Source organism: Aliiroseovarius pelagivivens, assembly GCF_900302485.1.
Taxonomy (GTDB): domain Bacteria; phylum Pseudomonadota; class Alphaproteobacteria; order Rhodobacterales; family Rhodobacteraceae; genus Aliiroseovarius; species Aliiroseovarius pelagivivens.
In genome coordinates this window covers 1,479,175-1,500,629 of sequence record NZ_OMOI01000001.1, presented here as the reverse complement: position 1 = coordinate 1,500,629, position 21,455 = coordinate 1,479,175, and the positions used below count along the sequence as shown (strand labels likewise).

General features: G+C 58.0%; 22 protein-coding genes and 2 tRNA genes. 13 read left to right on the top strand and 11 right to left on the bottom strand.

The window, feature by feature from the left end; all coding sequences use genetic code 11:
- Positions 1-44: 44 nt before the first annotated feature.
- Positions 45-119 (bottom strand) — tRNA-Asn (locus ALP8811_RS07355).
- Positions 120-167: 48 nt separating this feature from the next.
- A complete protein-coding gene (locus ALP8811_RS07350) occupies positions 168-1,094 on the bottom strand; it encodes an MBL fold metallo-hydrolase (protein ID WP_108856479.1) in 927 nt (308 codons plus the stop codon).
- An 84-nt stretch (positions 1,095-1,178) separates the two neighbouring features.
- Between ALP8811_RS07350 and ALP8811_RS07345 the strand changes: the two genes are divergently transcribed.
- Both ALP8811_RS07345 and ALP8811_RS07340 read left to right on the top strand, forming a co-directional pair.
- A complete protein-coding gene (locus tag ALP8811_RS07345) occupies positions 1,179-2,531 on the top strand; it encodes an ATP-binding protein (RefSeq protein ID WP_245924594.1) in 1,353 nt (450 codons plus the stop codon).
- Positions 2,532-2,600: 69 nt separating this feature from the next.
- On the top strand, positions 2,601-3,356 hold the full coding sequence (locus ALP8811_RS07340; RefSeq protein ID WP_108856478.1) for a class II aldolase and adducin N-terminal domain-containing protein: 756 nt from the start codon (positions 2,601-2,603) through the stop codon (positions 3,354-3,356).
- Between the two features lie 66 nt (positions 3,357-3,422).
- On the opposite strand, the gene curA is transcribed toward ALP8811_RS07340, so the two are convergent.
- Together curA and ALP8811_RS07330 are read right to left on the bottom strand one after the other, a co-directional pair.
- Complete coding sequence (curA, locus tag ALP8811_RS07335) at positions 3,423-4,457, bottom strand: NADPH-dependent curcumin/dihydrocurcumin reductase (protein ID WP_108856477.1); 1,035 nt, start codon at positions 4,455-4,457, stop codon at positions 3,423-3,425.
- A gap of 123 nt (positions 4,458-4,580) precedes the next feature.
- Positions 4,581-4,657, bottom strand: a tRNA-Ile gene (locus ALP8811_RS07330).
- A 135-nt stretch (positions 4,658-4,792) separates the two neighbouring features.
- On the opposite strand from ALP8811_RS07330, the gene purM reads away from it, so the two are divergent.
- The 3 genes from purM (at position 4,793) to rnd (ending at position 7,711) form a co-directional block, all read left to right on the top strand.
- On the top strand, positions 4,793-5,842 hold the full coding sequence (gene purM, locus ALP8811_RS07325; RefSeq protein WP_108856476.1) for a phosphoribosylformylglycinamidine cyclo-ligase: 1,050 nt from the start codon (positions 4,793-4,795) through the stop codon (positions 5,840-5,842).
- Complete coding sequence (gene purN, locus ALP8811_RS07320) at positions 5,839-6,444, top strand: phosphoribosylglycinamide formyltransferase (protein WP_108856475.1); 606 nt, start codon at positions 5,839-5,841, stop codon at positions 6,442-6,444. Before purM ends, purN begins: the two co-directional genes overlap by 4 nt.
- Before the next feature lie 106 nt (positions 6,445-6,550).
- The gene (gene rnd, locus ALP8811_RS07315) at positions 6,551-7,711 is read left to right on the top strand and encodes a ribonuclease D (protein ID WP_108856474.1); all 1,161 of its coding nucleotides are present in this window, start codon (positions 6,551-6,553) and stop codon (positions 7,709-7,711) included.
- Positions 7,712-7,718: 7 nt separating this feature from the next.
- Here rnd and ALP8811_RS07310 read toward each other — a convergent pair whose 3' ends face one another.
- Complete coding sequence (locus ALP8811_RS07310) at positions 7,719-8,198, bottom strand: hypothetical protein (protein ID WP_108856473.1); 480 nt, start codon at positions 8,196-8,198, stop codon at positions 7,719-7,721.
- Between the two features lie 130 nt (positions 8,199-8,328).
- Between ALP8811_RS07310 and ALP8811_RS07305 the strand changes: the two genes are divergently transcribed.
- Entirely contained in the window at positions 8,329-8,739 is a 411-nt protein-coding gene (locus ALP8811_RS07305; protein WP_108857473.1) for a SufE family protein, read from the top strand.
- 90 nt (positions 8,740-8,829) lie between these two features.
- Here the strand turns inward: ALP8811_RS07305 and ALP8811_RS07300 are convergent, their stop codons facing one another.
- From ALP8811_RS07300 to ALP8811_RS07295, 3 genes are all read right to left on the bottom strand, one after another.
- Positions 8,830-9,465 (bottom strand): DUF1638 domain-containing protein, encoded by a 636-nt coding sequence (locus tag ALP8811_RS07300; protein WP_108856472.1) that lies wholly within the window; start codon positions 9,463-9,465, stop codon positions 8,830-8,832.
- Positions 9,465-9,641: a hypothetical protein gene (locus tag ALP8811_RS16335; protein ID WP_181363707.1), complete on the bottom strand. Its 177-nt coding sequence runs from the start codon at positions 9,639-9,641 to the stop codon at positions 9,465-9,467. The genes ALP8811_RS07300 and ALP8811_RS16335 overlap by 1 nt, the downstream gene beginning before the upstream one ends.
- A gap of 95 nt (positions 9,642-9,736) precedes the next feature.
- Complete coding sequence (locus tag ALP8811_RS07295; protein WP_108856471.1) at positions 9,737-10,441, bottom strand: cobalamin B12-binding domain-containing protein; 705 nt, start codon at positions 10,439-10,441, stop codon at positions 9,737-9,739.
- A gap of 179 nt (positions 10,442-10,620) precedes the next feature.
- Between ALP8811_RS07295 and ALP8811_RS07290 the strand changes: the two genes are divergently transcribed.
- Positions 10,621-11,706: a PA0069 family radical SAM protein gene (locus ALP8811_RS07290; RefSeq protein ID WP_108856470.1), complete on the top strand. Its 1,086-nt coding sequence runs from the start codon at positions 10,621-10,623 to the stop codon at positions 11,704-11,706.
- Positions 11,707-11,790: 84 nt separating this feature from the next.
- Here ALP8811_RS07290 and bmt read toward each other — a convergent pair whose 3' ends face one another.
- The 3 genes from bmt to ALP8811_RS07275 all read right to left on the bottom strand — a co-directional run bounded on the left by bmt (position 11,791) and on the right by ALP8811_RS07275 (position 15,439).
- Positions 11,791-12,807, bottom strand: coding sequence for a betaine--homocysteine S-methyltransferase (gene bmt, locus ALP8811_RS07285; protein WP_108856469.1), 1,017 nt, complete (start codon positions 12,805-12,807; stop codon positions 11,791-11,793).
- A gap of 174 nt (positions 12,808-12,981) precedes the next feature.
- Entirely contained in the window at positions 12,982-14,937 is a 1,956-nt protein-coding gene (locus tag ALP8811_RS07280; RefSeq protein WP_108856468.1) for a phosphatidylglycerol lysyltransferase domain-containing protein, read from the bottom strand.
- Between the two features lie 190 nt (positions 14,938-15,127).
- The gene (locus tag ALP8811_RS07275; RefSeq protein ID WP_108856467.1) at positions 15,128-15,439 is read right to left on the bottom strand and encodes a DUF1476 domain-containing protein; all 312 of its coding nucleotides are present in this window, start codon (positions 15,437-15,439) and stop codon (positions 15,128-15,130) included.
- A 281-nt stretch (positions 15,440-15,720) separates the two neighbouring features.
- Here ALP8811_RS07275 and purC point away from each other — a divergent pair, with 281 nt between their 5' ends.
- From purC to ALP8811_RS07245, 6 genes are all read left to right on the top strand, one after another.
- Positions 15,721-16,485 carry a phosphoribosylaminoimidazolesuccinocarboxamide synthase gene (gene purC / locus ALP8811_RS07270; protein ID WP_108856466.1) on the top strand — a complete coding sequence of 255 codons (765 nt, stop codon included), beginning with the start codon at positions 15,721-15,723 and terminating at the stop codon, positions 16,483-16,485.
- A gap of 12 nt (positions 16,486-16,497) precedes the next feature.
- Positions 16,498-16,728, top strand: a complete 231-nt coding sequence (gene purS / locus ALP8811_RS07265) for a phosphoribosylformylglycinamidine synthase subunit PurS (RefSeq protein WP_108856465.1) — start codon at positions 16,498-16,500, stop codon at positions 16,726-16,728.
- A complete protein-coding gene (gene purQ / locus ALP8811_RS07260) occupies positions 16,728-17,396 on the top strand; it encodes a phosphoribosylformylglycinamidine synthase subunit PurQ (RefSeq protein WP_108856464.1) in 669 nt (222 codons plus the stop codon). Before purS ends, purQ begins: the two co-directional genes overlap by 1 nt.
- A 59-nt stretch (positions 17,397-17,455) precedes the next feature.
- Entirely contained in the window at positions 17,456-19,210 is a 1,755-nt protein-coding gene (locus tag ALP8811_RS07255) for a sensor histidine kinase (RefSeq protein WP_108857472.1), read from the top strand.
- A gap of 34 nt (positions 19,211-19,244) precedes the next feature.
- Positions 19,245-20,579, top strand: a complete 1,335-nt coding sequence (locus tag ALP8811_RS07250) for a sigma-54-dependent transcriptional regulator (protein ID WP_108856463.1) — start codon at positions 19,245-19,247, stop codon at positions 20,577-20,579.
- 74 nt (positions 20,580-20,653) lie between these two features.
- Positions 20,654-21,433, top strand: a complete 780-nt coding sequence (locus tag ALP8811_RS07245; protein ID WP_108856462.1) for an HpcH/HpaI aldolase family protein — start codon at positions 20,654-20,656, stop codon at positions 21,431-21,433.
- Positions 21,434-21,455: the final 22 nt, after the last annotated feature.

Here is a 21,455-nt window from a genome sequence, read left to right as displayed (position 1 = left end):
AAATGCCAAAAAACCTCCAAGCTATTGAGCTTGAAGGTTTTTTATGGCTCCGGCGGTAGGGATCGAACCTACGACCAATTGATTAACAGTCAACTGCTCTACCGCTGAGCTACGCCGGAACATGTGGGCGATATAGCAAGGGCGATTCAGGGCCGCAAGAGGCGAATTTACTTTTTTTCGTCCTTCATTCGAAAAACTGCGTTCGCCTCCAATCTGGGGCTGGCGGCCACGATTTCGCGAGTTGCAAGATCGATGAGGTGTGCAAAGACATTTCGTTCGGCTGCGGGGATTAGGGCATCAGGCGTTTCGGTGTAGATTTCGCTGGTCAGGGCAGGGACGGTTGCGTTTTGTAGGTCAGATAGGGCGGCCAAAATCTCGGCCTCGCGGGTCAAGCGATGGTTGATCAGCCAATCCAGACGGGTGGCGGGAGCGTCGATCCGATCACCATGGGCAGGGTAGTATACGCGGTCCCCGCGTGCGGCCAGTTTGTGGCAGGACGCCATGAAGGCCGTCAGATCACCGTCAGGCGGTGACACCAATGAACTGGCCCATGCCATGATGTGATCCCCTGTAAAAACAGCATCTTGGGCGGCAAAGCTTACGTGGTTGGCAAAGTGTCCAGGGGTCCAGATGGTCTCGACCTGCAGTCCGCCAGCGGTGAATGTTTCGCCATCTGCAAGGGAAATGTCGCACGTAAAGCCAGCGTCAACGCCTTCGCCACCAGACGACAATCCGCGTGCAACCAGATCAGACATCACCGAGCTACGGCCAGCCAACGCATCGCCATAAGCCAGAACGGGGGCACCCGTGGTCTTGGACAGCGGGCGTGCCAGCGGCGAGTGGTCCAGATGCGAGTGGGTCACAAGGATCTGGGTGATCCGTTCACCGGGCTTCAACCCATCTAGGATGGCTTGCATATGGCCGGGATCAGCAGGGCCGGGGTCAATCACGGCCACATCACCTTCTCCCAGCACAAATGTGTTTGTGCCCCAGTATGTCATGGGCGAGGGGTTGGGTGCGATGATCCGGCGGATGCCGGGTTCCATCTGCTGCATGATACCTGCGGCGGGGCGCGCTTCGCGATCAGATGTCATCAGCTTTCCTTTCACTGTGTTTCCACCTTCCTGACGCTGCACCCTGCGCTTGGCAAGCGCGTCGCCGCGTCATAGGGTCGGGCCATGTCGCAGACGAACCGCCCCCAAGGCGCCAACTGGCGTGATTTTGCATGGCTGAAACAGTTCATGCCGCGTGGGCTTTACGGGCGAGCGGCTTTGATTCTGATTGTGCCGATCGTAACGCTGCAACTGGTGGTGTCGGTTGTGTTCATTCAGCGGCACTTCAACCGCATTACTGTCCAGATGACCGAAGCAGTGGTTGCTGAAGTCTCGTTGATTGTCAGTCAGATCAATGCCTCCGCTTCCGTGGACGAGGCGCTTGCGGCCTCCAAAGGGATAGCCGGCCCGCTGAATATTCGTGTGGCGTTGCCTGCCGATACCGTGGCCACGCAACGCCAGTTCGCTGATTTCACCGGTTTGCGGGTCGAGCGCACGTTAGAGCAGGGGCTGCCGGGACTGATCGGAGTGGATTTGGTCGGCGACCGATCTTTGGTAACTCTGGCCGTAGACACGAACTTTGGCATTCTACGCGTTGTGCTGGATCGCGACCGCGTCTCGGCGACCAACCCGCATCAATTGTTGGTTCTGATGGTCGTCACCGGATTTTTGATGACCCTGATCGCCTATCTGTTTCTGCGTAATCAATTGCGACCGATTCGACGTCTGGCGAGAGCGGCCGAAGCGTTCGGGAAAGGGCAGGTGCTGCCGTACCGTTTGGCGGGCGCGACCGAGGTGCGGGCGGCAGGTAAGGCGTTTTTGGACATGCGCTCGCGTATTGATCGCCAGATCGAGCAGCGCACCTTGATGTTGTCTGGCGTCAGCCATGACCTGCGCACTCCATTGACCCGGTTGCGCCTTGGGCTCTCGATGCTCGAGGATGATGCGCGTGACGAACTTCAGCGGGATGTGGACGACATGGAGCGTCTGGTCGACGGCTTTTTGGGATTCGCGCAGGCGGATGCTTTGGAAGACGCGCCCGAACAGGTGGATCCTGTCGAAATGATTCATCATCTTGCCGAGAATGCACAGCGGGCTGGGATGGCGGTCTCGCTTGGTGATGTTGCCAACCCCGGAGAGCGCCCGCTGAGACGCGCGTCTCTGGAGCGCGCTTTGGACAACTTGTTGGGCAACGCAACGCGCTATGGTTCGCGTGCGCGTCTGTCATTGTTGCAAGGCCGGGGGGATCTGCGGTTTGTTGTTGAAGATGATGGTCCGGGAATTGCCGTTAAAGACCGAGAAGAAGCGCTGAAACCTTTCACCCGCTTGGACAAATCCCGCAATCAGAACAAGGGCTCGGGCGTTGGTCTTGGGCTTGCGATCGCCAGTGATATCGCGCGCGGTCAGGGCGGGCATCTCAGGTTGGGGGAGAGCACCGATTTGGGCGGGCTTAAGGTCGAACTGGTTCTGCCGCTTTAGGTTGGTCGCAAACAGGCTCGACAGGTCGCGATTTGATCTGTCTTCTGGATCCAATCGAAAGGATTTCAGATGACCGTAACTGCCTCCATGCCCAATATCGCCCATTGGAATGAACGTGTCGATATGGCGGCCGCCTTTCGCTGGACCGCGCGGCTGAATATGCACGAAGGCGTGGCAAACCATTTCAGTCTTGCGCTGAATGACAGCGGCACCAAGTTCCTGATGAACCCCAATCAAATGCATTTCGCGCGGATACGGGCCTCGGACCTGTTAGAGATCGACGCGGACGACCCCAGCACCATGGACCGCCCTGACGCGCCCGATCCCACCGCATGGGGCCTGCATGGGGGTGTGCACCGCCATTGTCCGCATGCGCGCTGTGTGATGCATGTGCACTCGATCCACGCGACGGTTCTGGCGTCCTTGGCGGACAGCAACCTGCCACCCATCGATCAGAACTGTGCCACCTTCTACAATCGCTATGTGATTGATGACGGCTATGGCGGGTTGGCGTTCGAGGATGAAGGCGAACGTTGTGCGGCGCTTCTGACCGATCCAAAGGTGAAGGTCATGATTATGGGCAATCACGGCGTTCTGGTGATCGGAGACAGCGTCGCGGACACGTTCAACCGGCTCTACTACTTCGAACGCGCAGCCGAGACCTATATCCGTGCCCTTCAAACGGGCCAGCCCTTGCGCGTTTTATCGGATGAGATCGCCGAGAAAACCGCGCAGGAACTGGAAGAGTACCCCGAGCAGGGGGACCGACACATGGCTGAGTTGAAAGCGATCTTGGATGAAGACGGCTGCAACTATGCGACGTAAGCACCGCTGAACACGTGGCCTTCGTGCGGCGCTGGATGCGCTTCACGAAGGGGATTTTCTTGCGGATTATTGTGCGACTTTCACAACTACTTTCCCGAAACTATTGCCAAGCAATACGTCATTCAGGGCCTGGGGCGCGTTCTCGATACCATCGACAACCTGTTCTTTGTACTGAACTTTCCCCTCGGACAGCCAGCCAGTCATATCCTGCACAAACTCCTTGTAAGTGCTGATCGGGAAGTTGTCGAAAATGATGAACCCCTGCACCTTTACTTTCATCCGCAAGATTGTGCTCATGATCAGGGGACCAAAATCGGGCCCTTCAGGCAATCCGGTCAAATTGTACCACGCCACAACGCCGCAAATCGGCATCCGTGCGAACGGGTTCAGCAAGGGCAGGACGCCGTAAAGAACTTTGCCGCCCACATTATCGAAATACACGTCGATACCGTCAGGGCAGGCGGCCTTGAGCTGTTCTGCAAAATCATCGGCGTTATGGTCGATGCAAACGTCAAAGCCCAAGTTGTTCACGACATGCGCGCATTTATCGGCACCACCGGCGATTCCAACAGCGCGGCAGCCTTTGATCTTGGCGATCTGACCTACAGTGGCCCCAACCGGGCCCGATGCTGCAGCGACCACGACGGTTTCACCGGGTTTCGGCTCGCCGATCTTCAGAAGCCCTGCATAGGCGGTGTATCCCGGCATGCCGAGGATGCCCAACGCCCAAGAGGGGTTGCTGGGCGAAGCACCCAGATTGACGACCTCAGTTCCGTCAGAAATTGCATAGTCCTGCCACCCGCTGCCCGCGAGCACGCGGTCCCCCACCGCAAACCCGTCAAGATTTGAAGATACGACCTCGGCCACAACCTGTCCGGTCATCACTTCGCCAATTTTCACCGGCTCAGCATAGGATTTGGCGTCGTTCATGCGACCACGCATGTAGGGATCAATGGACAGAAACTCTGTGCGCAGCAGCATTTCGCCATCTTTGGGAGTCGGCAGGTCGGCCTCTTCAAGGCGCAGGGTATTTTCATCGGGAAGCCCAACGGGGCGCTCGGCAAGAACGACGCGACGGTTGATTGATCCGGATTGAGGCATGGTTGGCTCCTGTTTGTCTTGACGTGAGAGATGCAGCAATCAGCCATTTCGACGATCGAAGAAAACTACATGTCAGAGTTTCTTTGGATGGCACGCATCCGTAAACCGAAATTTTTGAAGTCGTGGTAGGCCCGGCAGGACTTGAACCCGCAACCAAAGCGTTATGAGCGCTCTGCTCTAACCAATTGAGCTACAGGCCCACTGTTACTCTTGGTGGCGCCATTGCTAGCAAACTGTGGGCCAGCGTCAAGCAAGCCGTAGACTCTTTCTGCCCCTTACGCTATCGCAGGCGCAGAAAATTTGCCGCGCGACCACAGCCACCATGGGGGACAGACATGAGCGACGCATCCAAGGGCATTACCTACGCAGACGCAGGCGTTGACATCGACGCGGGCAACGCGCTGGTTGAACGGATTAAACCGGCCGCCAAACGCACCAACCGTCCGGGCGTGATGGCCGGTCTTGGTGGCTTCGGCGCGCTGTTCGATCTGAAGGGCGCAGGGTTTAACGACCCGGTTCTGGTTTCGGCCACTGATGGAGTGGGCACCAAGCTGCGCATCGCGATCGACACAGGCAACGTGGACACGATCGGGATCGATCTGGTGGCCATGTGTGTGAACGACCTTGTGTGCCAAGGCGCCGAGCCGCTGTTCTTCCTCGATTACTTCGCGACGGGCCGTCTGGAGACCGACAAGGCCGCGCGGATCATCGAAGGCATCGCCAAAGGCTGCGAGCTTTCTGGCTGTGCGCTGATCGGTGGCGAAACCGCCGAGATGCCGGGCATGTATGAAGACGGCGACTTTGACCTTGCTGGTTTCTCGGTCGGCGCGATGGAGCGCGGCGAGGATTTGCCCAAAGGCGTCAAAGACGGCGATATTCTTCTGGGCTTGGCCTCGGATGGGGTGCACTCGAACGGCTATTCGCTGGTGCGCAAGTTGGTCGAGGTTTCGGGCCTTGGTTGGGACGCAGACTGTCCGTGGGATGGCGACATCACGCTGGGAGAGGCGCTGCTGGCGCCGACTCGTCTTTACGTCCGCCAGGCTCTGGAAGCGGTGCGGGCAGGCGGCGTGCATGCGCTGGCCCACATCACCGGTGGCGGCCTGACCGAAAACCTGCCGCGCGTATTGCCTGAAGGGCTGGGTGCGCTGGTTGATCTGGACCAATGGGATCTGCCGCCCGTCTTCAAATGGCTGGCAGAAACCGGTGGCATGGATCAGGCCGAAATTCTGAAGACCTTCAACTCGGGCCAAGGCATGGTGCTGGTCGTTGATGCGCAGGCCGCGCAATCGCTGACCGATCTGCTGACCAACGCAGGCGAGACCGTGACCCAACTGGGCCGTATTCAGAAGGGCGAAGGCGTCAGCTATCTGGGATCGCTTCTGTGAGCGACGCCCCCAAGAAACGGGTCGCCATCCTGATTTCAGGGGGCGGCTCAAACATGGTGACGCTGGCCAACTCGATGGTCGAAGATCACCCCGCGCGTCCCTGTCTGGTTCTGTCGAACGTGCCGGACGCGGGTGGTCTGGCCAAGGCAGAAGCGATGGGCATCCCTACAGCTGTCGTTGACCACCGGGATTACAAAGGGGACCGTGAAGGGTTCGAGGCGGCTCTGAACACCGTGTTAGAGCAGGCAAACCCCGACATCATCTGTCTTGCAGGTTTCATGCGTATCCTGACCGAAGGCTTCACGGGTCACTGGGCCGGACGTTGCCTGAACATCCACCCGTCACTATTGCCAAAATACAAAGGTCTGCACACTCACCAGCGCGCGTTGGATGCAGGTGATGCCGAAGCAGGTTGTTCTGTCCACGAGGTCACCGCCGAACTCGATGGTGGCCCGATCCTTGGGCAGGCGCGTGTATCTGTTGAATCGGGCGACACAGCGGACACTCTGGCCGCTCGGGTTTTGGTGCAGGAACACAAGCTATACCCAGCAGTGCTGCGCCGTTTTGCAGACGAGGACAAAACGCCCGTCCTGCTGCCATAACGCAGCGGGGCAAGGGCAACTTGGCGCGAGGCTTCCCTTTCGGAACATTTCCCCTTAAACCCGGGCGGAGCCCAAATTTGGTGCGGTAAAGAGCAGGTAAAAGCATATGATCACGATCACGACCACCGAGGCCTTGGAAGAATTCTGCATCCGCGCGACCTCGCACCCTTATGTGACCGTTGATACCGAATTCCTGCGAGAGCGCACCTACTACTCAAAGCTTTGCCTTATCCAATTGGCCGTTCCCGGAAATGACGACGAGGATGCGGTGCTGGTTGATCCCTTGGTGGACGGTCTGTCGCTGGAACCGCTCTATGAGCTTTTCCGCGATGAGCGTGTCGTCAAAGTGTTCCATGCCGCCCGTCAGGATCTCGAGATCTTCTTTGTCGAGGCTGGCGTGTTCCCACGCCCTCTGTTTGACACGCAGGTCGCTGCAATGGTCTGCGGCTTTGGCGATCAGGTTGGATATGAAACATTGGTCCGCAAAATCGAGCGGGCACAGATGGATAAATCCAGCCGCTTTACCGACTGGTCGCGCCGTCCTTTGACGGATGCACAGAAAAAATATGCGCAGGGCGACGTGACACACCTGCGCGGGATCTACGAATACCTATCCAAAGAGCTTGAGAAATCGGGGCGCGCCCATTGGGTTCAGGAAGAACTGACCAGTCTGACCTCCCCCGAGACCTATACGATCCATCCGGACGATGCCTGGAAGCGTTTGAAAACACGCACCAATTCTGGTCGCTTCCTTGGTGTGGCGAAGGAACTGGCCCGCTTCCGCGAAGGATATGCGCAATCACGTAATATTCCCCGCAATCGGGTGATGAAGGACGACGCGCTGCTGGAATTGGCATCCACAAAACCGCGTACCATTCAGGAACTTGGCCGCTCGCGCCTGCTTCTGCGCGAGGCGCGCAAGGGTGAAGTGGCCGAGGAAATCTTGAAGGCCATCTCGGTCGGACTTGAGCTGCCGCAGGATCAACTGCCCAAAGCACCTGACCGTTCCAAGGAAAAGCTGCAAGTGAACCCAGCTTTGGCCGATCTTCTGCGTGTACTTTTGAAGGCGCGCTGCGAGCAGGAAAAAGTCGCTCAGAAACTGATTGCCTCGGCGGCTGATCTGGATGCTTTGGCGGCAGGAAAACGCGATGTTGTCGCTTTGACAGGCTGGCGTGCCGAAGTCTTTGGGGATGACGCACTACGCCTGTGCGAAGGAAAACTTGCGCTGGCCGCCAAGGGCCAACGCGTCGAGGTTTTCGAGGTTTGATAGGCGTTTAGCGGCGCGCGGACCGACTGTTGTTCGCGCCCACCACACGGATCGTGCGCACGCCCTGAAGCTTGATGTCCGACACAAAGTGACCCACATAAACTTCGCGCTGTTTAGAACGACCGGTTTGGGTGCGATAGTACGGCTCGGTGATCCGGAACATATAGGTCAGGACACCGTCTTCAGGCCGCTCGAAGTTCTCTGGCACCAGCTCGGCGTCCCAATATCCAAGACGAGGTGGCAAACCCTTGGCGCGGATGATGGCACCACCTTGGGCGCGTAGAATCTCAAGTTCAATGACATCAGCCACAAGCCCGCGGTTTTCCTGATCATCCAGAAATCCGCCTTCCGGGATCAGTGCGATCTCCTCGACCCCATCTGAGCTAAACCAACCCATAGGGTTGAGGTTCACATTTCCACCGCAGGCCGTCAGCGCCAGCAAAGACGCGGTTAGCAGGGCAGGGGCAGCAAATCGGCGGAAAATCATGTCGGCTCCTCTTTCTCTGCCCAAAGGGTTAGCCCATGTCGGCGTCTTTGAAAAGACGGCAATCCGCACCAAGGCTGGACCTTTGATCGCTCAACGCTTAGGTCATGGCAAAAGCAAGAAAGGATCCCCCATGGCCAGTCCGGCATTTGAAGAGATTGTTGAAGATTTCGCCTTCTTGGATGATTGGGAAGATCGCTATGCAACAGTCATCGACATGGGCAAATCACTGCCCGACATGGACCCGGCGCTGAAGGTGCCTGCCACCAAGGTCGAAGGCTGCGCCAGCCAAGTTTGGTTGCATCCTGAGATTACCGAAGGTCGGTTCAGCTTTGCCGGCGACAGCGACGCCATGATCGTGAAGGGTTTGATCGCGGTTCTGTCGGCGCTCTATACAGATTTGCCGGTATCCGAGGTCGCCACGATCGACGCCCCCGCCGAACTTGGCCGACTAGGTTTGAACGAGCACCTGTCCTCGCAACGTTCAAACGGGTTGCGCGCAATGGTCGAACGAATCCGTCAATACGCCTCGGAAGCGGCCTGACATCCACATATTCTTGTCAAAATATTCTCGGTAAGCGTCGAAGACGATGGGGCAGAGCCCCCCACAGGCTCGAGAAGAGAGCCGACGACGCTAGCCTAGATCGCGCAACGCGGTTTCAAGATCTCCGTATCCGGCGAACCTGCGTTCATAAGACAATCCAAGCCGCTCGGCGGCCGCCTCTGCCATCTTGTCCAGCTCGGGATTGTCGGTCTGCGCCAGATACATCAGCTTTCTATAGTGCCCGAAATACATGTCACGCAGCTGCGGGTGACGGTCCAATCCAAGCGGTTTGATGACGAAGCTCTCAAACCCACGCGCCAGAAAATCGGTCAAATAGAACACATCGATTTCGTCCTCGGCGCGCGCGCTGAACGCATCATTACCTTCGAAGAAGGAATAGCAATGCGGGCCCCGGATCATCTCGATGCCCAGCTCTTCGCACAGTGCGGTCAATTGTCCACCCGTGCCGCAATCCGCATAGGCGAGAAATACATGGTCAAAATTGTCGCGATGCTTCTCGACAGCATCACGCACTGCGTTGGGGATTTTCTCTGGTGCATTATGCAGAATGGCAGGCAGGCAGGTCAGGCTCATGTGATCCCAGCCGTTCATTCGGATCAGGGCAAGGATCTCGTTCGCCAATGCGCCACAGGCCAGAATCAACACGGTTCCCGACGTTTGGGTTGCGTCCAGTCCGTCATGGGTAAGGGTGTTATCATTCAGCATCAGTCATCCCTTCCAGCACTTAAGGCCCGCCACGCGATAGAAGCCAGCATCACCAGCGGCAACAACGCCATGGCAAGCTGACCATTCAGCTGCCCTGAGGTTGCCGCCCATCCAGCAACACCTACCGTCAGCCCCCCGGCAAGGATCACCATCGAGATCAGAAAGAAGAAACGCATTTTGCTCATAGGTTCAATCTGGGGGCAGGCAGGTAAAAAGAAAAGGCCCCGCCAAATGGCGAGGCCTCAAATTTCAGGTTAATCCCGCATCGGGATCAGCCAGCGGCCAGCTGGTTGTGCTTGCTGGCCATGTATTCTTTGGCGGTCTCAACCGCGACTGCAGCGTCGCGGCAATAGCTGTCAGCACCGATGGCTTTACCGAATTCTTCGTTCAGCGGAGCACCACCCACCAGAACGGTATAGTCGTCGCGGATGCCTTTTTCGACCAGCGTGTCGATGACCACTTTCATGTATGGCATGGTGGTCGTCAGCAGAGCTGACATGCCCAGGATATCGGGCTCTTCTTTTTCCAAGGCTTCCAGATAGGCCTCGACGGCGTTGTTGATGCCGATGTCTACGACATCAAAACCAGCGCCTTCCATCATCATCGAGACAAGGTTCTTGCCGATGTCATGGATGTCGCCTTTCACGGTGCCGATAACCATCTTGCCCATGCGCGGTGCGCCGGTTTCGGCCAGCAGGGGCTTCAGGATGCCCATGCCGGTTTTCATGGCGTTCGCGGCCAGAAGAACTTCGGGAACGAACAGGATGCCGTCGCGGAAGTCGATGCCTACGATGGTCATGCCGCCGACCAGTGCGTCGGTCAGAACGTTATATGGCTGCCAGCCACGTTCCAGCAGAATATTGACGCCTTCTTCGATCTCTTCAGCAAGACCGTCATAAAGGTCGTCATGCATTTGCTGCACCAACTCTTCATCATTGAGTTCGCTCAGGATGATATCTTCTTCTTGATCAGACATGTGCGTCTTTCCCTGGCTGGAGGACTATTTCTTATTCCCTAATGCGACATCTTGGCGCGATAGGTCTGGGCAATTTGCGACATGGAGTGCCCTTTCACCGACCTGATAGCAAATGAATATTCCGCGCAATAAATGTGAATACCATTTGATTGTTCTGTAAATGTTCTTATTTTACCCCCATGGAAAAGACGGGTTCCGACAGAATTGATGCAGATTGCCGCCGGGGGCGTGGGGCAGGGTCGAATAACACCGGACGATTCGAAGAATTTCAGCGCGTGCGCGTTGATGACGGCTGGACGGAAGAGCCTCTGCCGCCCTTTCGAACCGAGGTCTCTATCGAGCGGCCTCGGTCTGTAATCTCTCGAAACAGCTCTCCTGATCTGGCGTTTGACCGTTCGTTGAATCCTTATCGAGGTTGCGAGCATGGGTGTATTTATTGCTATGCACGGCCGACCCATGCGTGGCTGGGCTATTCCCCCGGCTTGGATTTTGAAACGCGTCTGATTGCGCGTCCGGATGCGGCCATACAGTTGGAAAAAGAGCTGCGGCGGAGGGGGTATCAGGTGGCTCCTTTGGCTTTGGGAACGAATACCGACCCGTATCAGCCGATCGAAGGGCAATACCGGATCACCCGGCAAGTGCTTGAGGTGCTTGAAGCGTTTCAGCACCCTGTCCTGATCATCACCAAGGGCACACTGATCGAGCGGGATCTGGACATCTTATCGCGCATGGCTGCCAAAGGGCTGGCACAGGTGGGGATCTCGGTCACCAGCCTGCAAGCCGATTTGTCCCGCAAGATGGAGCCGCGTGTGCCGAGCCCGGCGCGGCGTCTGCGGATGATCCAAGCTCTTTCAGAAGCAGGGGTGCCGGTGCGCGTCATGGCCTCTCCGATCGTGCCGGGGCTGACGGATCACGAGTTGGAACCGATATTGAAGGCTGGTCGCGATGCAGGCGCGGTGGCGGCCAACTATATCTTGTTACGCCTACCCGGCGAGGTGGCCCCATTGTTTCAGGATTGGCTGGACGAGCATTACCCGGACCGTGCCGAGCGTGTCATGAACAGGGTGCGTGAAATGCGAGATGGGAAAGCGTATCAATCCGAGTTCGGCGAGCGTTTTGTCGGACGCGGCGTAGTGGCCGAGCTTTTGAAACAGCGGTTTCAAAAGGCCTGTCAGCGGCTGGGGCTGACAAAGGATTTGCCGGATATGCGCTGTGATCTGTTTACGCCGCCCCTACAGCAGGGTGATCAACTGAGCTTATTTTAGGTCCGCGCACGGACCCGCGCCTGCGGCGGGCAAGGGGCGCTCGCTGTGCGAGCGCCCGTCTTGTATGCTAGTAAGTTGATTGTATCAGCTGCGACGACGACGGTTGCGACGTGCGGGCTGATTGGCATCGTCGCCGGTACCGTCCGAGGCTGACGAGAACCCACCAATCGCTTCCGAGATCTGGTCCAGCGTCGGGCGCGTATTGCTTGCCGGACGTGTTTCCAGTGCTTCGCGCATAGACTTCAGGTGCTCAGGTGTCGTCCCGCAGCAGCCGCCAATGATCTTGGCGCCACAGTCGCGGGCTAGAACGGCGTAGTCAGCCATCAGCTCAGGTGTGCCATCATAATGGATATGACCGTCCACATATTGCGGAATGCCGGCGTTGCCTTTGGCGATGATCGGGCGTTCGGATCCTTGGGCGGCGAAGCCCAGTACAGTGCGCAGAAGGTCTGCAGCGCCGACGCCGCAATTGGCCCCGAAGGCAAGCGGCGGGTTCGGCAGGGTTTCAACCATTTTCGCCAGATCGGCAGAGGTCAAACCCATCATGGTGCGCCCGGCGGTGTCAAAGCTCATCGTGCCACACCATGGCATTCCAGTCAGTTCAGCAGCGCGGGCGGCGGCCTTGTATTCTTCCGGGGCCGAGATCGTTTCGACCCAAAGCACATCTGCGCCGCCTTCTTTCAGACCTTCGGCCTGTTCGTGGAACATCTCGACCGCGCCGTTGAAGGTCAAGGACCCCATGGGTTCCATAATTTCACCTGTCGGACCAACCGAGCCTGCCACGATGACGGTTCGGCCAGATGCATCAGCCACTTCACGACCAAGCTCGGCTCCGACTCGGTTCAGTTCGCGTACGCGCCCTTCGGCACCGTGAAGTTTCAGACGCGAGGCATTGCCGCCGAATGTATTGGTCAGGAAGATGTCCGACCCGGCCTCGACCGGTCCACGATACAGCGCGCGGATGTTGTCCGGTTTGTCGACGTTCCACAGCTCGGGAGCGTCGCCCGATGTCAGCCCCATATTGAACAGGGTCGTGCCGGTGGCGCCATCCGCCATCAACCAATCGCGTTCGTTCATCAGTTTCGTCAGGGCATCTGTCATGGGTGTCTCCGTTCACCGCTGGTCTAGGCGCTACCTGCCACGTAACGCCGTCCGGCGCAAATGCAATACGTTCATGTTGCATCTGAATGGTTTTCAAACGCGCATCGTGTATTGCGGCGTGCGAGCGGATTGCATGTGTGGATCTGGCTGGGTGCCAGCGCGGGGGTGGCGGTGTTATTTCACATTCCCGACTTCAACCTTGCGGCAAATCTCGCGCGAGATATCCAGAGCCCCAAACGCAAGTGCCACACGAGTAGGAGCTGCTGCATAAAGCGTCTCCCAGCTGGGTGCGAAAGACGTCTTGAATTGGCGCAGACCAGCGGCGCCGCTGATGTTGTCCAGTTTCAGTCTGGCGTGGTGGAACGCCCAAGGTTCCCCGGACTGTTCTTCCAGAGGGACCGCAGCCAAAGACAGGCGCGTGCATCCCGCGTTCGCGGCCCGAGAGATGGCGTAGTTCAGCAGCGCGTGCATGGTGCCATCAGGGGCATCCGGGCGCATACGCATCAGGTCCAACACCTGTTCGGCAACATTTTCGTGGAGGGTCAGGAACCCAACAAGCGAACCGTTCTTCCATGCCAGATAGACACGAGCGTGGGGCAGGTGGTCAGGATGCCATTTTCCCATCGAGAAGCCACGCTCCCCTCCGCGGGCCTTGCGCCACTCGTCGGCGATTTGCTGCATATCACAAATGGGCAGGTCGGCACCGGCTTCGCAAAAAGAAAGCCCCGCCGCGTCAGCCTGTCGAAGTTTCCGTCGCAATTGGCGCTTGGTGGATCCGTCCAATGTAAATTCCGTTGGATCAATCCAGCCTTCACGCGCAATGGGCATAACCTGCCAACCGGCTTGGCGGGCAGCTGAAGCCCAGCGGCCTCCGGCTTTATAGAGAAATGGCGTCAGAAAGCTGCGTTTTGCCAGCGATTTAATGTCCGAAAGCAAAGCCCCACGATCCGTGGCTGCCGAGAGTGGATCTGACAAAACCAGAAGACTCTGGCCCGAGGACGCTGCCATCGCTGCGGCGGCGTCTCGACCCGTTGTCAGCAAGGAAAGCCGCCCTTGGCGCAGCAGACCTGCTTCCGCACGTGGAGCTTCAGCGATCACTTGGGCTATATGCGCTGGCAGGTTGGGTGCCGATTTCACAGACACGAGGGCAGGGCAGGCAGTGTTCGTATCAGAGCGCGGCGTACTTACAGGTCCGCGGATCGTTACGGCGGCTGCAATCAGAGCAGGCAGGGCATAATAAACGGCGCGGAAGGCAAGTATGGCTGCCAAAAGCGGTTCAGCGTCCAGTGCTGGAAGCAGGGCCAGAAGCGTGACCTCGAACGCGCCCATGCCGCCTGGTGCGCTGCTGATCAAACCAGCGCCCAAGGCTAGAAGATAGGCTGCGATCAAGGGAAGAAGAGCGACTTCGCACCCGTCAGGCAGGACCATCCACAATGCGGCACCTGCGGCGGCCGTATCAATCAAGGCTAACGCCAAAAACGCACCCATCGCGCGCAGAGGTGGAATGTGTAGCGCAGCCATGATGGACGGACGCAGGACCGACAAAAGCGCAAACACCGCAGCACCACCCAAAACGACCCATGCGATCCAACCCGCCCAAGGCAACGTCATCGGGACGGTCAGTGCGATGATAGAGGCCACAACGGCCCATGCGGACAGGAAAGACATGGCCACAATGGCCGAGATCCGCATCGCTTGCATCAAGGATAGCTCAGGAAGCATACGCCAACGCACAAATGCAGACGAGATTACACCAAGCCCGACGGTCTGCGACAAGGCGATGGCGGTGATCCCCGCACGTTCAGCTGCTTTGGATGAGACATCTGTGCCGATCAATCGATGGACGACACCATCGTATTTTCCAAGGGCCCAGAACGAGGCGACCGAAAACAGGGCCGCTCCAAACCACTGAACTGGCGATACAGTTTTCAGTGAGGCGTAGATATAGGGCAGGTCCAATCCGCCAGCGCGCTGCCACAACAGGGCAACCAAACCGATGGTCAGTCCAATAGGCAGCAACTGGCGCAGCGCGGCACGACGCAGATCCAATCCGTTTTCCGCGCTGCGGGTAAGCGCGGCCGATAGTCCACGATTGGCTGTTCTACCTGATGTGTCCTTAGCGTGTTTCATAAATCACGGCCCCCATCTTGTCCCACATGCCTATGCGCAGCATGGAGGTTTGCGACGAAGGAAGTCTTAACGTCTCTAAGTTTAGGTTTTTGCGACACATCCGTTTTGGACAGCGCGCTTGAAACCTATTTGAGAAAAAGGCGCGTCTTGCGGACGCGCCTTCCTGAATTCCAACATGATAGAGAGGTGCTTATACCTCGGTCATGATTTCTTTTTTGGCTTGAGCCAGCAATTCGGCGCGCTTGGCACGAACTTCATCGGCTGTTACGCTGCTCAGGTCTCCGGTGACCTTGCGTACTACGTCTTCGTGGCCGGCTTCTTCGAAGTCCGAAACGATAACTTCGCGAGCATAGGCTTCGGCGTCATCGCCGGTTTTTCCCAGCTTCTCGGCCGCCCAAAGGCCAAGTTTCTTGTTGGCACGGGCTTCGGCCTTGAAGATCATTTCTTCGTCGTGGGCAAATTTGGCTTCAAAGGCGCTTTCGCGATCGTCAAAGGTGGTCATGGTGTTCCCTTATCAACTGGCGGGGTCTTTATTACCGTGCGCAGGCGGCATGCACCTGCGTCCGCATTCCTGTCTGATATGCCAATCACAGGCGCGTATCGCAACCCCGCTAGCGCTCTCACGGGGGTGATTTCCTGTATTTGTTGTTTCAATGGTGTTTCTTGGGGGCGATATTCTTGCCCCACATGGGCCTTTACCGTATAGGGCGGGCAACGGCGGAGTCGCGACCGGGCAGGGGGCCCGTGACGCGCATACCCGTCTAACCTGACGTGAGGGACCCCATGGCACGGCGCAAGAAGCTTTATGAAGGCAAGGCAAAGGTTCTGTATGAAGGCCCCGAGCCCGGAACCATCGTTCAGTATTTCAAGGATGACGCCACCGCGTTCAATGCCGAGAAGAAGGACGTAATCGAGGGCAAGGGCGTGTTGAACAACCGTCTGTCCGAGTTCTTTATGAACGGTTTGACCCAGATTGGCGTGCCGAACCACTTTATCAAACGTCTCAACATGCGCGAACAACTGGTCCGCGCAGCCGAGATCGTGCCGCTGGAAGTGATCGTGCGCAACTACGCTGCGGGCTCGATGGCGAAACGTCTGGGGATCGAAGAAGGCACACGCCTGCCGCGCCCCATCGTCGAGTTTTCGTATAAAGATGATGCGCTTGGCGATCCGCTGGTGCCTGAAGAATATATCATCGCCTTTGGCTGGGCCTCGCAGCAGGACATGGACGACATCGTTGCCATGGCGCTGCGCGTCAATGACTTCATGTCCGGCACTATGTATGGCGTTGGCATCAAGCTGATCGATTTCAAAATCGAATTCGGGCGCGTTTACGAAGGTGATTTCCTGCGCTTGATCGTTGCCGACGAAATCAGCCCAGACAGCTGCCGCCTGTGGGACATCGAAACCGGCCAGAAGCTGGACAAAGACGTGTTCCGCCAGGATCTTGGCAACCTGAACGATGCTTATACCGAGGTCGCGCGTCGACTGGGGGTTCTGCCTTCGAACGTGACCCATGCCGCCACCAAACCGACCCTGATCAACTAAGGAAGTGTACCGATGAAAGTACGTGTTGATGTGATGCTGAAACCCGGCGTTCTGGACCCTCAGGGCGAGGCCGTGCGCCACGCGCTTGGCAACTTGGGCTTTGAGGGCGTCGAAAAAGTCCGTCAGGGCAAAGTGATCGAGCTGGACGTGGCCGAAGGCACGTCGGAAGCTCAGATCAAGGATATGTGCGAGAAGCTTCTGGCCAATACCGTGATCGAAAACTACTCCATTCAGGTGCTGTGATGAAGGCCGGTGTAATTGTCTTTCCGGGTTCGAACTGTGACCGCGATCTGGCGGTAGCATTTGAGCGCGCAGGTGCGCAGGTCCAGATGATCTGGCACAAGGAAACCGAGCTGCCCACCGATCTGGATATCGTGGGCGTGCCCGGAGGATTCTCGTTCGGGGACTATCTGCGCTGCGGTGCCATCGCGGCCCAGTCGCCCATCACCCGGTCGCTGATCAAGCACACCGAGCGTGGCGGCTATGCCATCGGTATCTGCAACGGCTTTCAGGTGCTGACCGAAACCGGCATTCTTCCAGGTGCGTTGATGCGCAACGCGAACCTTAAGTTCATCTGCAAACCTGTTGGTTTGAAAGTGGAAACCACAGATTGTGACTTCCTGTCCGGCTATGAGCAAGGGCAAGAGATCACCGTGCCAGTGGCGCACCATGACGGCAACTACAACGTCACGGATGAGAAGCTGGCACAGCTGCGTGATGAAGGCCGGATTGCTTTCACCTATTCCGACAATCCGAACGGCTCGACCGGGGATATTGCGGGCGTGATTTCCAAGAACCGCCGGGTCCTTGGCATGATGCCGCACCCGGAACGCTGCGTGGACGCGCTGCATGGTGGCACTGACGGAGTGGCAATGTTCCGCTCGTTGGTGGACAGCGTCGTCGCGGCCTGATTGTGATGGGGCCTGAAGCGCCCTATCTTTCCCCTATGGGGGATGAGACCACAAACACCATGCCCGACCCGCGGCCTTCACGCCCCGGGGCCAGCATGCGCGCACGGCTGGTGCTGATCGCTTTGATCTCATTGGCCGTGGCGGTGGTCTATGTCTCGAACAACCTTCTGACTGAACGCTATACGGAAACGACCCGCAACCGGGCCGAGCTGCGCGTGGCGCTGTATTCGGGCAACCTGATTAGCGAACTTCAGAGAAATTCGGTAGTACCGCTGCTGTTGTCGCGCGATCCGGCGCTGATTTCGGCGTTGAACAGTTCGGATTTCTCGCAGAGCACCGCGCGGCTGATTTCCTATCTGGACGAGATCGAGGCCGCGTCCCTTCTGCTTCTGGATCGTGATGGTCGCGCTGTGGCGGCGACCAACCGCGAGATATTGGGGTCGCAGCACCGCTCGGATCCCTATTTCATCGAAGCTTTGCGCAGCAATGACACGGTGTTCACCACGGTTCAGACGGATTCAGGGCGATACGTATTTACCTATTCGCGCAAGGTTGAACAGGCGGGCAATACACTGGGCGTGATTGTCGTCGGGGTGGATCTGCAGAAATTCGAAACCAGTTGGGCCGGCATTTCGGACGCGGTTTTGGTGACTGACAGCGAAGGGAATGTGATTCTCTCCACCGAACCACGCTGGCGCGGCAAACTTGAAGGCGAGGCGCTGGCCACGGTGTCCGCACCCGAAGCCATTCGCCGTTCCGCGCGTCAGGCCATTGATTGGTCGGGCCTTCCCACCGAAGTGCTTTACCTGGGCGAGGCCGTTATGCGTCATGAGACGCGCGTACCGTTTCAGGGCTGGCGGATGACCTCGTTCACTTCCTATGCCTCGGTGCGAGAGAAGGTGAACGCTGTTTTGTCCTTGGAAATCATGGCCTTCGCCATGCTTTTGTCGCTGCTGTTCTACATGATCAGCCGCCGCGCCCAATGGCGTAGCGTCGAATTTGCACAGGAATCGGCCGAGCTGCGCCAGCTAAACCTCGCGCTCCAGCGCGAGATCGCCGAGCGCAAACGAGCCGAGGAAAATCTGCAAGTGGCGGAACAGACCTTGGCGCAAAGCTCGAAGCTGGCGGCGTTGGGTGAAATGTCGGCGGCGGTCAGTCACGAGTTGAATCAGCCGCTAGCCGCGATGAAGACCTATCTGGCGGGCGCGCGGCTGTTGTTGCAGCGCAAGCGGCCCGATGAGGCGCTGTCCAGCTTCCAGCGGATTGATGACCTGATTGGACGTATGGGTGCCATCACGCGCCAACTGAAGTCTTATGCCCGTAAGGGGGGTGATTCATTCGAGCCGATGGATGTGCGCGACTGCGTTTCTTCGGCCTTGTCGATGATGGAACCCCAGCTAAAACGCCGCGAAGTCCGCATCACGCGCAATATTCCGCGCGATCCGGTGATGGTGATGGGCGATCGCTTGCGCTTGGAGCAAGTCCTGATCAATTTGCTGCGCAACGCATTGGACGCGACCAAGTCCGTCGAGCTGCCGCAGGTGGACATCATTGTCAGCCTTGGCGACTACGCCTTGATCACGGTGCGCGATAACGGAAACGGCGTGGACGATTTGGATAGTCTTTTTGAACCCTTCTACACGACCAAGGCTCCGGGCGACGGGGTTGGGTTGGGTCTGGCGATCTCGTCAGGTATCGTGTCTGACCTTGGTGGTCGTTTGACCGCGCGCAATGGTCAAGACGGGGGGGCTGTATTTGAGGTCGAACTTCCTATCTTAAAATCGGAAGACGCCGATATTGAAGCCGCGGAATAGCGGCCAAGACAAGAAGCGCACTTAGGAGAGCGACATGGCACAGGCAATTAAAATCGCGATCGTCGATGACGAACAGGATATGCGACAGTCCATTTCTCAGTGGCTGTCCCTGTCGGGATTTGAGACCGACACTTTTCCCTCTGCCGAAGAGGCGTTGAAAGCCATTGGGCCGGACTATCCGGGTATTGTGGTGTCTGACATCCGCATGCCGGGTCTGGATGGCATGGGGTTTCTGAAGAAACTGATGAGCCAAGACAGCAGCCTTCCCGTAATCATGATCACCGGTCACGGTGATGTGCCGATGGCGGTCGAGGCGATGCGCGTCGGCGCCTATGACTTCCTTGAAAAGCCATTCAACCCGGACCAGCTGACCAAACTGGTGAAAAGCGCCACCCATAAACGCCGCATGGCAATGGATGCCCGCGCGCTGCGTCGCGAGCTGGGGGACGGCACCACGATCATGAAAAAGCTGATCGGCGCGTCCCCGATCATGTCGCGCTTGCGCGAGGATATTTTGGATATCGGTCAGTCAGACGGTCATGTGTTGATTGAAGGCGAGACCGGTACTGGCAAGACCCTTGTGGCCCATGCGCTGCACGCGGTGGGGGCCAAGGCCGGCAAGCGCTTCGTCGTGACGTCCTGTGCGGGTGTGGAAGAAGACGAGCTGACCCGCCGCTTCTTTGGCCCGCTTGACGAAGGTGGCGCACTGCCACTGGTCGAAGAGGCCCGTGGTGGCACGTTGGTATTGGAAGATATCGAAGGCATGCCGATGGGTCTTCAGGCGCGGTTGCTCGCGTGGATGAACGACCAAGGAAACCCGGCCGAGACCCGCGTTGTGGCGATCTGTAACCTGCAAGAGCAGGGCAAAACCTGCGAAGATTGCCTACGCCCCGATCTGTTCTATCGCCTTGCAGCCATGAAGATCACTCTACCGCCGCTGCGTCAGCGCGGTGAAGATATCCTGATGCTGTTCACCGTCTTCGCGGATCAGTTCGCGGACGAATACGGCTGTGCCGCGCCAGGTGTCAGCGCGCAAGAGGCCGCCCAGCTTCTGCAAGCGCCGTGGCCGGGGAACATCCGTCAGCTTGAGAACATCGCCGAACGTGCCGTACTTCAGTCGCGTCGTGGATCGGGCACGATCTCATCACTTCTTATGTCGGACCACGATGAGGTTCAGCCTGTGATGACGACCGAGGGTAAGCCCTTGAAAGAATACGTAGAAGCGTTCGAACGGATGCTGATCGACAACACGATGCGTCGTCACAAGGGTTCCATCGTGGGCGTGATGGATGAGCTGTGCCTGCCGCGCCGGACGTTGAACGAAAAGATGGCGAAGTACGGTTTGCAGCGTTCTGACTATCTGAACTAACTGTCGGAGGGGCTTGCCGTGGGTGCGGTGATGCTCTACCTTTATTGTTGCGATGTTAAGCAATGGAGGGCGTAATGCCAGCATCACCCAACACGCTGAAAAAGAAATTGGCCGCAGGCGAGATGCAGATCGGCCTGTGGTTGAACCTTGGCGATGTCTCGGCCACGGAAATTGCTGCGGCGGCTGGGTATGATTGGTGTCTTATCGATGGCGAACACGCGCCTTACGATCCGGTGACGATCCAAAACCAACTGCGTGCTATGACCGGGTATGACAGCAGCCCCGTCGTACGTGTCCCAATCGGCGAAGACTGGGTGATCAAGCAAGTGCTTGATCTTGGTGCACAAAGTGTTCTGGTCCCGATGGTCGACACCGCCGAACATGCGCAGCAAATGGTGGCAGCCACACGCTATGCCCCCGAGGGGCGACGCGGCATGGGCGCGGCTGTGGCGCGGGCCTCGGGTTGGGGGCGCAATGCGGACTATGGCACCAACATCAATGACGAGATCTGCCTGATCGTGCAGGCTGAAACGCGCGTGGCGATGCAAAACCTAGACGAGATCGCCGCTGTGGACGGCGTCGACTGCGTTTTCATTGGTCCGGCGGATCTGTCTGCCGATATGGGGCATCGCGGCAATCCCGGCCATCCCGAGGTGAAAAAGGCCATCGCAGGCGGTGTCGCCAAGATCCGCGCCGCTGGGAAGGCGGCGGGCATCCTGCATTATGACAGCACGAATTTTTCCTATTATCGCGATCTCGGCGTGACGTTCCTTGGCGTCGGTTCCGAGGCTTCGCTTCTGCGGGCGGCGGTGCATCAGACCCTGTCGGACGCACGACAGGCCGTCACGGGCTGACACAGCCCTAAAGGGATGCGAC